This is a genomic window from Mesorhizobium maamorense (assembly GCF_044998965.1).
Lineage (GTDB): Bacteria > Pseudomonadota > Alphaproteobacteria > Rhizobiales > Rhizobiaceae > Mesorhizobium.
The window spans coordinates 3,409,274-3,422,524 of record NZ_CP173356.1 but is presented as its reverse complement, the minus strand read 5'-3'; the positions used below and the strand labels follow the sequence as shown (position 1 = coordinate 3,422,524).

General features: G+C 59.2%; 10 protein-coding genes and 1 pseudogene. 3 read left to right on the top strand and 8 right to left on the bottom strand.

The genetic code is table 11. The annotated features are described in order from the left end of the window. Positions 1–71: 71 nt before the first annotated feature. The 5 genes and pseudogenes from ACIU1A_RS17335 to cyoA all read right to left on the bottom strand — a co-directional run bounded on the left by ACIU1A_RS17335 (position 72) and on the right by cyoA (position 5,243). On the bottom strand, positions 72–794 hold the full coding sequence (locus ACIU1A_RS17335) for a heme-binding protein (RefSeq protein WP_404924768.1): 723 nt from the start codon (positions 792–794) through the stop codon (positions 72–74). A 418-nt stretch (positions 795–1,212) separates the two neighbouring features. Further along, entirely contained in the window at positions 1,213–1,623 is a 411-nt protein-coding gene (gene cyoD, locus ACIU1A_RS17330) for a cytochrome o ubiquinol oxidase subunit IV (protein ID WP_140517457.1), read from the bottom strand. After that, positions 1,620–2,293 (bottom strand): annotated as a pseudogene (gene cyoC / locus ACIU1A_RS17325) (cytochrome o ubiquinol oxidase subunit III). The gene cyoD and the pseudogene cyoC overlap by 4 nt, the downstream one beginning before the upstream one ends. After that, entirely contained in the window at positions 2,290–4,293 is a 2,004-nt protein-coding gene (gene cyoB / locus ACIU1A_RS17320) for a cytochrome o ubiquinol oxidase subunit I (protein ID WP_404924767.1), read from the bottom strand. Before cyoB ends, cyoC begins: the two are co-directional and overlap by 4 nt. A 2-nt stretch (positions 4,294–4,295) precedes the next feature. After that, positions 4,296–5,243, bottom strand: coding sequence for a ubiquinol oxidase subunit II (cyoA, locus tag ACIU1A_RS17315; protein ID WP_404924766.1), 948 nt, complete (start codon positions 5,241–5,243; stop codon positions 4,296–4,298). Between the two features lie 1,172 nt (positions 5,244–6,415). On the opposite strand from cyoA, the gene ACIU1A_RS17310 reads away from it, so the two are divergent. The 3 genes from ACIU1A_RS17310 (at position 6,416) to ACIU1A_RS17300 (ending at position 9,499) form a co-directional block, all read left to right on the top strand. Then, positions 6,416–7,411 (top strand): YihY/virulence factor BrkB family protein, encoded by a 996-nt coding sequence (locus ACIU1A_RS17310; RefSeq protein WP_404924765.1) that lies wholly within the window; start codon positions 6,416–6,418, stop codon positions 7,409–7,411. A gap of 137 nt (positions 7,412–7,548) precedes the next feature. Beyond that, positions 7,549–8,373: a Ku protein gene (locus ACIU1A_RS17305; protein WP_140517447.1), complete on the top strand. Its 825-nt coding sequence runs from the start codon at positions 7,549–7,551 to the stop codon at positions 8,371–8,373. Between the two features lie 673 nt (positions 8,374–9,046). Then, entirely contained in the window at positions 9,047–9,499 is a 453-nt protein-coding gene (locus ACIU1A_RS17300; protein WP_140499425.1) for a universal stress protein, read from the top strand. Between the two features lie 137 nt (positions 9,500–9,636). Here the strand turns inward: ACIU1A_RS17300 and ACIU1A_RS17295 are convergent, their stop codons facing one another. The 3 genes from ACIU1A_RS17295 to ACIU1A_RS17285 form a co-directional block, all read right to left on the bottom strand. Further along, positions 9,637–10,191 carry a L,D-transpeptidase gene (locus ACIU1A_RS17295; RefSeq protein WP_404924764.1) on the bottom strand — a complete coding sequence of 185 codons (555 nt, stop codon included), beginning with the start codon at positions 10,189–10,191 and terminating at the stop codon, positions 9,637–9,639. A 275-nt stretch (positions 10,192–10,466) separates the two neighbouring features. Continuing rightward, positions 10,467–11,318 carry a helix-turn-helix domain-containing protein gene (locus ACIU1A_RS17290; RefSeq protein ID WP_404924763.1) on the bottom strand — a complete coding sequence of 284 codons (852 nt, stop codon included), beginning with the start codon at positions 11,316–11,318 and terminating at the stop codon, positions 10,467–10,469. A 750-nt stretch (positions 11,319–12,068) separates the two neighbouring features. Next, positions 12,069–13,139, bottom strand: a complete 1,071-nt coding sequence (locus ACIU1A_RS17285) for a helix-turn-helix domain-containing protein (RefSeq protein WP_404924762.1) — start codon at positions 13,137–13,139, stop codon at positions 12,069–12,071. Positions 13,140–13,251: the final 112 nt, after the last annotated feature.

Here is a 13,251-nt window from a genome sequence, read left to right as displayed (position 1 = left end):
GCGGCCCCTTTCCGCTCCTCGGCCGTCTGGTGTCGCAGATGCGTATTTCCCCGCCACTTTCAGAGATTCCCTCATTTGCGGATCGAACCTCCCACTCCGGCGCCGAGTTCCGCCGCGACGTCCGCCTCGGTTCCCGCGCACAACGGATGACCCCAGCCGGAGGCGCTCTTTCCGCCAGGATCGAGATCGTAGACGATGGCGTCCTTGGCGTTGGGGTTGACGCCCGCCGGAACCTTGTCCAGGCCCAGGGCCGCACGCAGGCGCCAAGCGACATTGTGATCGGCGCAGGAGGAGTCGCCGCTGATGCCAAGCCCGCCGACAATCGTTTTGCCGTCGTAGAGAGCAAGGCCGCCGCCAAATGCCACGACGCCGCCGATCGGCTTGCTAATCAGCGGATCGCTCGCACTCCCAAAGGTCTTGCTGTCGCCGGCATAAGCGGCTGCCTGGTTGACAGGATTGGTAAGCTGCAAGCCGAACAAGGGGCCACCCGGCTGAACAGAAGCATATAGATTCGCCGTCGAGAGAGCCATCTGGGCAACGCTGAGCCCGTTGGCCGTGCTGGCCTTTTCGGCTGCGATCAGCCGGCTGCCGGGCCACTGCGCATCGCTGGTGGGGCCGCTGAAAGCAACGGCGCAAACTGTCCCGTCACGCGTAACGATCGCCGCCCATTCATTGGTCTCGAAGCCGCCATTGGCGGGGCCTCCGCTTGCTTTGACGTTTGCCTTGAGGGCAGCCAGGAGCTTGGCGTGGTCGGCGGGGCAGGGTAGCTGTGCCCAGGCCCTGCTTTGCAGCAATGCACAATTAACGAGTACCAGGAGGCTGAAAGCCAGGGAGGAAAGCTGTGGGCGACCCATGATCCGGAGCATTCGTTGAACACAATGTGGAAAGTGGGAGCGCTCACAGAGCAAGGAATCCCCTGGCAAACTGAGCTATGTTCCCACACTTTCAATGGAACTCGGACGAGGCCCCTATGTTCCTAGTTCCTGAAATTATGATGGAAGGCACAGACGTTGCGACCATGGGCAGCAGCTCATTCTGCCGCCGACCGTGAGCGGGCCGATATAGACATTGCCGGGCCAAACAGCTCGACCAGCTCCTCACCGCTCTCCGCACCTATGGATTTTCGACGCCTGAAAGTGCAGACGCTATGCGCAAGGTAACCGAACCGACGGATAGGCGGTTTTGCGCCCAGGCCACAGACCTGGAACCGCATTATGGCATCATGTGAGCCTGATGCGCATCCATCGCTCCCATGTTCTGGCTGAGATGGTTCATGATCCACACCGAGCCCAAAACGACCAAGGTCACGATCAGCACACCGAAAGCGAGCGCGAGCACGTTGTTGGTGTTGTCAGGTCCTGTCGTCAGGTGCAGGAAGAAGACGAGATGGACGCCCATTTGTGCGATGGCAAGCACCGTCAGGGCCGAGATCACGGCCGGCTGGTAAATTAGATCGGTTTGTGCCGCAATGAAGGACGCCACTGACAACAGGATTGCCAGGCCAAAGCCCAGCAGATAGCCGGAAAGGCCTCCCGCCACCTCGTGTTCCTCGCTGCGTTCTTCGCCTGGTGCGGAATCGCGGCGGTCAAGCATGTCCTCGTTCCGGCTGTCCATTTCGCTCATGATGACGCTCCCAGCAGATAGACCAGGGTGAAGATGGCGATCCAGATGATGTCGAGCGCGTGCCAGAACAGGCTGAAGCAGTGAAGCCGGCGCAATATGTCGGGACGAAAGCCTTTTATCCAGAGCTGCGCCATCATGGTGCCGAGCCAAAGCAGGCCAAGTCCAACATGAGTTCCGTGGCAGCCAACAAGGGCGAAGAACGCGGACAGGAAGGCGCTGCGTGATGGGCCCGCCTGCTCATTCACCATGGCCGCGAATTCCTGCACCTCCAGGAACAGGAAGGCTGCACCAAGCAGGCCGGTCACCAGCAACCAGAACTGGGTGGCGGCCATTGACCGGCGGTGGGTCGCGAGCATCGCAAGGCCGCCGGTGAAGCTCGAGGTGAGCAGCAGCGCCGTCTGTGCCGCGACGCGCGTCAACTCAAACAGCTCCTTGCCTGTTGGCCCCCCGCCGCCGAATTGGACAGGACGGCATATGCGGCGAAGAAAGCCGAGAACATTATGATGTCCGACAACAGGAAGATCCAAAAGCCGTAGGCAACCGTGACGAACTTCGAGGCCGGGCCTCCCTCGCCGTGGCCGGTCGCCGAGAACACGTGATGGCCATGCCCTGCGGTGCGGCCCAGCCGGTAGGGATCGCGCGTTGCGGTGCCGGCGGGGATGTCGCTCATGCCACACGCTCGCGTCTACGCATCCAGGCAAGCTGGGCTGCCTTGCGGTCAAGATCGATGCGGCCGACCTCCTCGGCAGGGATCTCGTAATCGCCATGCTCGCGCCAGGCGAATACAACGAAGGTGGCATAGGCCCCGATGAAGCCGACAATCGCCAACCACCAGATGTGCCAGATGAGCGCGAAGCCAATCAGAGTGCTGAAGAAGGCGGTGACGAAGCCTGTGGGGCTATTGCGCGGCATCTCGATCGCCTCGTAGTCCTCTTCGGTCTCCTGACTCTGCTCGTCCATTGCCCTTTGCTTGACGGTCCAGTAGGGCTCCTCGTTTTCGACATGCGGCAGCCGCGCGTAGTTGAAGACGGGCGGCGGCGAGGATGTCGACCATTCCAGCGAGCGCCCGTCCCAAGGGTCGCCGGTCTCGTCGCGCAACTCGTCGCGATGCCTGATCGAGACGACAAGCTGCGTGACCTGGCATGCGGCGCCGACGATCATCACCACGATTCCGAAGGCCGCCACGACAAGCCACGGCGCCCACATATCCATGTCGATATGCTGAAGGCGGCGGGTCATGCCGAGAAGGCCGACGATATAGAGCGGCACGAACACCAGAATGTAGCCGGCAAGCGTGACCCAGAATGCCGCCTTGCCCCAACCTTCATGCAGCCGGAACCCGAAGGCTTTCGGGAACCAGTAGGTGAAGCCGGCAAAGGCCGCGAACAGCACGCCCGAGATGATGACGTTGTGAAAATGCGCCACGAGAAAGAGCGAATTGTGCAGCATGAAATCGGCCGGCGGAACGGCGAGCAGCACGCCGGTCATGCCGCCGATGATGAAAGTGGTGACAAAGCCTAGCGCCCACAGCATTGGCGTTTCGAAGCGCACGCGCCCGCCATACATGGTGAAGAGCCAGTTGTAGATCTTGACCCCGGTGCCGACGGCGATAACCGAGGTGGCGATGCCGAAAGCCGCATTGACATCAGCGCCGGCGCCCATGGTGAAGAAGTGGTGCAGCCAGACCATGAAGGAGACGATGCAGATGAACATCGTCGCCGCAACCATCGAACGATAGCCGAACAGCGGTTTCGACGAGAAGGTCGAGAAGATCTCCGAATAGATCCCGAAGGCGGGAAGCACGAGGATGTAGACCTCGGGGTGACCCCAGGCCCAGATGAGATTGACGAACATCATCTGGTTACCGCCGGCTTCGTTGGTGAAAAAATGGAAGCCGAGATAACGGTCGAGGGTTAGCATGGCGAGGGTTGCGGTAAGGATAGGGAATGCGGCGACGATGAGCATGTTGGAGGCAAGCGAGGTCCAGCAGAACATCGGCATGCGCAGATAGCCCATGCCTGGCGCGCGCATCTTGAGGATGGTGGTCGCCAGGTTGACGCCCGTGAGCAGGGTGCCGACGCCGGAGATCTGGATCGACCACAAATAATAATCGACGCCGACGCCTGGCGAGTAGGTCGTCTCCGACAGCGGTGCATAAGGTAGCCACCCGGTGCGCGCGAACTCGCCGACGACGAGCGAAATGTTGACGAGCAGCGCGCCGGTCGCGATCAGCCAGAAGCTCACTGAGTTCAGCGTCGGGAAGGCGACGTCGCGGATGCCGAGCTGCAGCGGGATCACGAAATTCATCAGCCCAATGACAAAGGGCATCGCGGCGAAGAAGATCATGATCGTGCCGTGGGCCGAAAAGACCTGGTCGTAGTGCTCCGGCGGCAGGTATCCCGGCCCGTGGATGGCGAGCACCTGCTGGGCGCGCATCATGACTGCGTCAACGAAGCCGCGCAGAAGCATCAGCGCCGCCAGCACGATATACATGACGCCGATCCGCTTGTGGTCGACGGAGGTTATCCACTCATGCCAAAGGTAGGGCCAGTAGCCTTTGATCGTTACCCAGATCAGAACGGCGGCGGCGGCCAGGAAGACGATCAGGGCCGCGCCGAGCGGAATAGGCTGGTCAAAGGGAACGGCCGACCAGTCGAGCTTGCCGAGCATCGTCATCCTCCTTCATCGTGCTGGTGAGCCATGGGCGGCCCTCCCGCCCTGGGCTCAGCTTTCGGGCTCACCTGCGGCTCTCCGGCGGCGGTTCCAGCAGGTCCCGGCCCCGGAGGTAGCGTCTGGTGCACGACCGCATCGAACAAGCCCGGCTGCACATGGCCGAACGAGGATGCCGGCGCGTTGATGCTTTGCCTGGCAAGCTGGCGATAGGCGCTGGCGTTGAGCACGCCGCCTCCGCCATGCAAGGAGGAGGCCCAACTGGCGAAGGCGTCAGCCGAGACTGCCCTGACACGGAAATTCATGTCCGAAAAGCCATCGCCACTGAAATGCGCCGACAGGCCGAAGTACTCGCCCTCGCGATCAGCCTGCAGGTTGACCTCGGTCTGCATGCCGTTCATGGCATAGACCATGCTGCCGAGCTGGGGCACAAAGAAGGTGTTCATGACGCTGGCCGAGGTCAATCTGAAACGCACCGGCATGCCGGTTGGAATAACCAGCTGGTTGACCGTTCCGACACCGTGATCGGGATAGAGGAACAGCCACTTCCAGTCGAGCGCCACCACCTGGATTTCGAGTGGCGGCCGGCTGGTGTCGATCGGCTTGCGAGGATCGAGATGGTACGATCCATAATAGATCAAGCCACCGAGGAAGAGGATGGTCAGCGTCGGAATCGACCAGACGATGAGCTCGATCCGGCCGGAATAGGTGAACTCTGGATCATACCGAGCCCTGCGGTTCGAGGCCCGGAATATCCAGGCGAAGGCAAGCAGCGCGACCAGCGTCGGAATGACGATGACCAGCATCACGGCCAGCGAGTTCAGGAGAATCGTGCGGTTGCCGGCGCCGACCGGTCCCTGCGGGTCGAGCACGCCTCCCGCGCAACCGGACAGGGTTACCGCCGGGAAAATCCAGAAAAGCGATAGGCCTCGACTACAACGGTGTAACACTGGAAAACATCATAGCCAGCCGCCGTCCCCGGGATCAGTACCTGCATAACTGAGGCGCGGGCTGCTTGTTCCGCAAAGGCGCGCTTTCGTCTCCAACGGCGAAGAGCGCTCCGTCGAGATGACGGAGCGTCTCGCGCGCCCCACGCTCCGATCTCAACTTGTTCTACGTCAGCGTTACGGCAAGCTAACGTGCTGCAGGCTGGATGCTCTTCCTGCGGAAACGGACAGCAAATGTCCAACTCGGGGATACCTCGGGTGCTACGGCTAACGCCAGCCCTATAAGATGCAACCCAACCTCGGGCGAGACGCCGTTGCACGCTGGGACGTTTCGCGATCACGCAATATCGGTTGGCTTGGCTCTTAGAGGTTCCGCCCTGTGTGCTCCTTCCCGGCGAGCTGTTGAGCTCGCGGTTCGCGATCCGCGTCGGCAGGTCTCCGATTGCCTGCTATGTAGGTGCGATTTCAGGCAACCAACTCGAGCTGCCAGCATTGATTTGGGATAGTCTCGGGAGAAATGCCATGCTGCAATTCAACCTGCCTCGAGAAGTTGCAATCGGTGATGAAGTTGCCCTGACGAGTACGGTCATGGACATGCTTCCCAGTGGACGCGCCAGGGTGAGCATCCCCTCCTATGATCGTCCTTATGCGATCGATGCGCCCCCAGAACTCACGTCGGAGACAAAGTCGTTCTTGTTGGGGACGTCACTCGGGTCGATCCCGCAACCAACAAGCTGAGCGTACGGATTGACTGTGGCGGTGTGGTTACCGTCCACAAATCGGCGATCATAAGGCTCAAGAAGAATTGCGCGGCCCGAAATGGCTGACGCATCACCCTGCGACGCAAAGCTCGCCAACGAGGCCGAGCTCGCGGGATGGGATTATCCACGCCATCTCACCGCGCCAGCCTTACCGACGGGCTGCGCTCGATGAAGCTTGACCCCATCGGCGAGGTGGCCGAACTCGCGCGTTATATCGGCTACTGGAAGCCCTATGCGACGAGCCATGAAGGGCCTGACGCCAACCGTGCAATCCAGACCGGGGGTCCGCAACGCGGTGTTGGCACTGGCGGAAGCGGCCAAAAAACGGCGTGCAGGGCAGTTTCCACCGATCGTGACATCAATCGGGACAGGCCACGACGCTCCGCGTCCGATATGGCGTGACGGATGAGGGAGATGCCACACTGGGTTCGCGGTGCCTGGATTCTTTTGAAGGATGCCGTCACCGGCTTCATCAACGACAATGCGTTGAGCCACGGGGCAGCGGTGGCTTTCTACGCCACGACATCGCTGGCGCCGATCCTTCTGATCGTCGTGGCGGTCGCTGGTCTGGCGGTGGGCAAGGATGCGGCCCAGCTCGCCCTGTCAGCGGAGATATCCGGCGCGATGGGCGCGCAGAGTGCCGATCTGCTCAAGGCGACGATCGAGACGGCTTCGCACCGATGGTCCGGGACGCTTGCCACGCTCATCGGATTGGTGACACTTTTCTTCACTGCCTCCGGTGTTTTCGGTGAGATGCAACAGTCGTTGAACGAGATCTGGAAGGTAAAAGCCGACGGCCTGTCGCTTTCGCGCCTGGTGCGGGCGCGCGCGGCAAGCCTCGGCCTGGTTGCCGCGTTGGGCTTCATGCTGCTGGTATCGCTGGCGGCAAGCGCAGCGATCACCGCGCTGAGCGATGTCATCAATCACCACCTGCCGTTCGGCGAACTGGTGCTCAGCAGCGTCAACACCGTTGTCTCTTTCTTGCTAATTGGGCTCCTCTTCGCGGCGATCTACAAGGTCTTGCCGGATCGCACGCTCAAATGGCGCGATGTTGCCGTCGGTTCGGTGGTTACTGCGTTGCTGTTCACCATCGGCAAGTCGCTGATCGGCTGGTATATCGGCACCAGCGCGATAGCGACTTCCTACGGAGCGGCAGGCGCGCTTATGGTGGTGCTGCTTTGGGTCTATTATTCAGCGCAGATATTCCTCTTCGGTGCAGAAATTACGCGCGCTTACTCGGTCAGGCGCGGAAGCCGGCCAGACCTTGCGCCGGTAGTGGCGTTGAGCGGCGACAAGATAGACACGCCGCGCCGGCCTGAGGTGCATGACGGCGAGATCGCCGCATGGATTGTGGTAAGCAGCCTGATCACCGCGCTGCTCTCGCATTTGTCGCGGCGAAAGCAGGATTGACGCCGCGCGGGGGCACCGTTGGCATGGAAAGCCGCACCATCCGTGATGCGATCGCGTGCGTCGATGCTGATCAGGCGGGCGGAACGGAACGATCCGGCTGACGTTTGTGCCAAGGATCGGCGCGACAGGAGGACTGCATGGCGGCCCCACGAGCAGTTTGGAAAGGGTTTCTGAAAGTCGGGTCCGTGTCGTGCGGAGTGAAGCTTGTGGGTGCAACCAGTGAGGCATCGAAAATCCACTTCAAGATTTTGAATCGGAAAGATGGATTGCCCGTCAAGGCTGCCTATGTTGACGAAGAGACGGGCGATGTCGTCGATAGCGAAAACCAAGTCAAAGGCTACGAGGCAGACGCGGGCGATTTCATCAAGGTCGAACCGGACGAGATCAAAAAGCTAAAGATGACGTCTGAGCACACGCTTGAGGTCGACGAGTTTGTCGCCATCAAGGATATCGATACGCGCTACCTGGAAAAGCCTTATTACCTGATCCCTGCCGACGGTGCTTCCACCGAGGCCTTCTCCGTGCTGCGCGAAGCGATGGCCAAGAAGGGCGTGGCGGCGCGGTCTTGCGTGGTGCTGTACCAACGCGGACGCGAAGTCGTGATACAGCCATATGGCAAGGGAATGCTGCTTACCGAGTTGCGGACCCATGACGAGATGATCTCGGAAGAGACCGTATTCAAAGACCTGGAAAGCCATGAATATGACCAGGAACTGCTCGAAATCGCAGGCCTGCTGATCGACAAAAAAGTGACCAAGTTTGATCCGTCGAAATTTGAAGACACCTACGAGGATGCGCTCATCGCGTTGATCGACGCAAAACGCAAGGGCAAGCAGCCGCCCAAACCGGTGCCCCCGCCCAAGGAGAACGTTATCGATCTGGCGTCGGTTCTCCGCAAGAGTCTCGCCAAGGAGGGGATCAAGGACCGCCCCAAAGCCAAAGCCGGACGCAAATCGGCATAGTCGCGGATCTGGCTGTCTGCTTTCTTCGAATTATGACCGAAAACGATCCTGTGCCGGGATCAGAAAAGATCGATTGGTCGCTCGGGCTCGGAGCTTCCGCCCGAGTCATTCGCGCGGTGCAGGGGCGCGTCGCCTTTAACCCCAAGATGCACGTCCCATCGACTGCGAAAAGGCGGGCTTTGCAGACAGGCGGTGACGGCTGCCGCCCCTCCAGTCAATAATGTGCTTCTTTTCACATGGAGATACTCACCGAAAGATACATTGATCAAATCATATTGTTCGATTTTGGGGTCGAAAGGGGAATCGCCAACATATGCACGTCGCAACAAGGAGAATTGGACGAGATGCAATTCATTGGGATAAATTGCACATAACGCAATGACTCGATGAATTGTAGGTTGAGCGGGCAACAAAGGCATTGCGAACATCTGTCGTCTTGTCTGTGATTTAACCATAGCTGGTACACGAAAAGGCAATTGGTGATCGTCGGGCCGGGCTAGCGCTATTCCTCCGCGGTTTGGAGATGGTGCGTCCGCTCCCGAATGTGCCCAGCGTCGCGATACAAGCGGCGTGAGTTGGATGTCCAAGAGAGGGCTTGCAGTGCACCAACGTGCATATCTCGACGAGTGTTGGTGTTGCCGGAACCGTGGTCGACCAGGCAGGGAGAACTCAGATGTACACTCATATCCTCGTGAGCACGGATGGCTCCGACGTCGCCAGGAAGGGCGTTGAGCAGGGGATAGCCCTGGCGAAAGCCTTGGCTGCCAAGGCGACAGTTGTCACGGTCACGGAGCCAATGCTGATTGACTATGGAACCGGATTTACCTCCGGGTCTATTCCTTCGCAGGAGGAGGTTGATAGTTTTGAGGCCGCGAGCAAGGAATTCGCAGGGCAAGTCCTCGATCAAGTCAGGGAGGCAGCCGACCGGATGGGGGTTTCCGCAGAATTTCTACATGTCCCGGATACCTACCCGGCCAAGGCGATCATCGACACCGCCAAGTCACGAGGCTGCGACCTGATTGTGATGGCTTCCCATGGCCGTCGTGGCATCAGAAAGCTTTTGCTGGGAAGCCAGACGTCGGAGGTTCTCGCGGATGGAAGTGTGCCTGTATTGGTCGTGCGGTAGCCAAACGAAACCGGAGAAGCGCCGGCTTCCTTTGCGCTCAACCTTCCTGAGAGACGGTGTCCTGTGACGAGGATGTCTCCACGCGTCGGCCTCGGCATTTAGAGGTGCCGCGCAATGGCATTCATGATTGCCGCAGGCTAGACAACGATAACGCGCGCGCCGTTGCGCACCGTTCCGAAGAGTTCAAAAATATGCGATGCAGCTTTTCCAATGGTCCACGGCTCATTGGTCCCATGAATGCGATACAGCGTGTCCTGGCCATTGCGATATAGATACAGCGCCCGGGCGCCGAGAGGATTGTTTGGGCCTCCCGGAACGCGCTGCGGCAAGCTCGGATTACGGCGTCGCATGTTGGCGGTGGGGGTCCAGGTCGGCCATTGGGCTCTTCGTTCAACGATGGCCTCTCCACCCCATCGCTGTCCATCCCGACCGACAGCGATGCCGAAGCGGATCGCCCTGCCTGCGTCTTCGACATAGTACAGGAAGCGCTCCTGCTTGTTGATTAGGATTGTTCCGGCGGTTTCCCTACCCAAGTAAGGCACTGTTTGCCGACGGAATTGCTGGGGGATGCGCGTCTTGTCTACGAGAGGGATGTCAAAAGGCTTATCTGGAATTCTCCCGATATACCAACTCTTTTGGGAAGCTTCCGCATGCCCGGACAGCGCCAGAAATGATATTCCCCCAACGATCACGGATCGTCTGCTCAAAGAATTCACCAAATGAACCTCCGAAATTTAATGACTTCTTGGCTGGTATTTTATGAGCTTCGATGAGCCTGCGCTATCGGGACCAACACTTCTGACATCGGCCTCTCCGCTGAGGGTGCAATCTCTTATGCCATACGAGCGCCTCGTCAGACTGCGCGGTGTTCCCGGCGGGCAGTTCGAACCGGCGTCCAATCTCCAGCTTCGCCAAGGAATGGGTTCACTCTTGTCTTCGACAAGATTACCTCAGCCGAAGACTCCAATCACGTAGTCGAAAGCTGATGGCTGAGAAGGCAATTGTTGGCCAGGAGGCTGTTCAGAGAAGGTTTGCCGTTGTTCGACCGCTCCGCCAACGGAGGGTGCTTGAGGCCCAGCCAGCCCGCCTCCCGCGCCTCTTTGGGCGAGATTCCGAACTCGCGCCTGAATGTCCGGCTATATGTCGAGGGATCCATGAAGCCCCACTCCTCCGCAATGTTCGAAATCGGGCGTCCATCCGCGATGTTTCCGAGCGCGTCCCTCGTTTTCAGCAGCCGCTGTCGCCGGATATAGTGCGAGATTCCTCCGGCTGGTTCGAAAATCCGATAAAGTCGAGAGCGTGAAATGCCGAGGTCTTGCGAGAGCTTTCCCGGTGTCAGACTCCGGTCGGCCAGATTGGCTATTATGATCTTGTTCGCGCGGGCCATGATGACCGCGTCGATCGGCTCCTGTGCTTCGAAAAAGTGATCCCGGGACGGGGAAATGCACGCGGCAAGCAGGCTGGTGGTCGCCGATGCGACATACGGGACGTCGCTTTCCGTGCGATGGGGGAAGGAATGATAGAGCAGCAGAACATAGTCGGCGACGAATGCGGCCATCTCGGGCCGGATATCGAGCGTGAAGGGTTGCGAAAAGGCGAAATCCCGCGGAAGGAATAGCGCAAGGACACCGTCATCCTCACCCTGGTCTTCATGGGGTGCACCCAGGCATTGCCAGCGCAGCTGTCCCATTCTTGGCGTGCCGCCGCCCGCGGGGATTGTCTGGGGCACCGAAAGAGCCCAGTGGTCGAACACCGGACTCTTTCTGCTGCGCCACCGCCGACGGTACCCCATCCCGGGATATTCGATGAAAGCCAGCACGAGGCTCTCCAACCGCCACGCCCGCTCGCGCGCAGAGAACGAGCCGAACCCGTCTCGCAGCAATTCGACGTCGGCTATATTTGAGTGCCAACTCCGGAAAAGGTCGAATTGCTCGGGCGGTGGCGCCTGCGAGGTATCAACGTCTACGACGCATCTTAGAGGTTCTGGGGTCCCGATCGTTTCGCTTTCGCTGACAATTGATGGCTTGTCTTGCATTGAGGCAAACTCATTGCTTGAAAGAGGGTGACGGCAACCCCATGGAATTCTCGATCAAGAGACCAGACGTATCGGGCTCATCCCCGGCGGATGTAGCCGCGGCGAGATCGAGGTTATGGGACTTGAAATCCTGACACCCGCACCTGCTTGGGTGGTATAGAACCAGTCGACAAGAACATCTCGCCCAGCCAGCAGAATCGATGATGTGCGGATGTCGGCAGCGTGTATGGCAACTGCTCCAGCGATCGGCTCGCCAAGAGTATCGCTTCGTACTGTTACCTCCATCACAAGCTCCTATCGAGCTAGCAGATCAACAATGAACGATGTGCTTTTCGCAAGGAGACGGTCCTGACAATTAAAAACCCAGAGTGGAGTTATCGAAAATCGTGATGCTAATGAAGAGGACACGGCTGAGCTTAAACGGTCATCGATTTTTGAAAAATATGCGAGGAATCCATAATATGGGTTTGACGTATATTTCTTGTAGCTCGTGGGATGATCCTCCAGGCGCCCCCGACCTCTGCCAGGAATCCGTCACTGTCTTGAAGAAAGGGACAATCCCAATGAATTGTTGATCAGAAGGTTGCTCAGGATGCCAGCATCCGCGACGGGCTCATCCACAGTCAGCCAGGTCGAATGCTTGACGCCCTGCCACCCGAGTTCGCGCGCTTCCCTTGGAGAGATGCCGAACTCTGTTTTGAACATCCGGCTGTAGGTAGACGGATCTTGGAAGCCCCATACTTCGGCAATGCTGGAGATCGTTCGCCTGTCCGAACTGTCCGCTAGAGCGTCGCGCGTTTTCAGCAGCCGCTTACGCCGCACATAGTTGGACACACCGCCCACCGGCTCGAAAATCCGGTAGAGACGGGAGCGTGAGACACCGACCGCACGGCAGAGTTTGTTGGGCGTCAAGTCGGGATCGCTCAATCTCTCTGCGATACGCTTGGCAATCCGAGCGGCAGACACCGCGTTCACAGGCCCTTGCGCCTCTGCCAGATGATCTTTTGTCGGCATAAGAGCAGCCGCGGAAATGTTGGCAGTCGCGGTGACGATATGGGGCAGATCCGCTTCTCTCAAATGAGGAAGTGAGCGGTGCAGCAGAACGGCGTAGTGCGCAAGAAAATCCAGTGCCTCGTCGCTGGCTTCGATTTTCGATGATCTGGTTGCCGGCCATGTGCGGGGCAGAAACAGTGTGATGAACAGATCATCGTTGCTCACTCCAACATCGGGCAAGGCCAGACACCTCATGCGGGGCCGACGAGATATCATCTCGCCGGCAGCAGACTGCGAGAACGGCACCGACAGCATCCAGTGATCCAACAGGGACCGTCTGCGATGTTCCCATTGTATCTCGTAGCCGGAGCCTGGGATTTCGATGGAACTCAACGCCAGATCGCCCAACTGCCATACCTGATGACGAGCCGGGAACACGGCGTGCTCGGCCCGAAGAAGCTGTATTTCGGCAACCCCGGCAAACCATGATCGATAGAAATCAAACTGTTCGGCTGGGGGTGCCGACAAGCTATTTACGTCGATGGCGCATCTTAGAGGCTCATCCGCAAAAGGGTCGGTGGGAATGCCGGCAGCGGTTACTCTCGCGTCCATAACAAACTCCTGTCGTATATGAGACGCCGAAGTATAGGCAGCTCAAGAGGTCGGCAGGTCGTTTCCCGCAAGGAAAGCGACAATAAAACACACCCTCAACCTGCCGCCGCGG

Coding starts and splice junctions, on each gene's coding strand:
- cyoD (WP_140517457.1), bottom strand. CDS start 1,623: ATGAGCGAAATGGACAGCCGGAACGAGGACATGCTTGACCGCCGCGAT.
- cyoB (WP_404924767.1), bottom strand. CDS start 4,293: ATGCTCGGCAAGCTCGACTGGTCGGCCGTTCCCTTTGACCAGCCTATT.
- ACIU1A_RS17310 (WP_404924765.1), top strand. CDS start 6,416: ATGCCACACTGGGTTCGCGGTGCCTGGATTCTTTTGAAGGATGCCGTC.
- ACIU1A_RS17305 (WP_140517447.1), top strand. CDS start 7,549: ATGGCGGCCCCACGAGCAGTTTGGAAAGGGTTTCTGAAAGTCGGGTCC.
- ACIU1A_RS17300 (WP_140499425.1), top strand. CDS start 9,047: ATGTACACTCATATCCTCGTGAGCACGGATGGCTCCGACGTCGCCAGG.
- ACIU1A_RS17285 (WP_404924762.1), bottom strand. CDS start 13,139: ATGGACGCGAGAGTAACCGCTGCCGGCATTCCCACCGACCCTTTTGCG.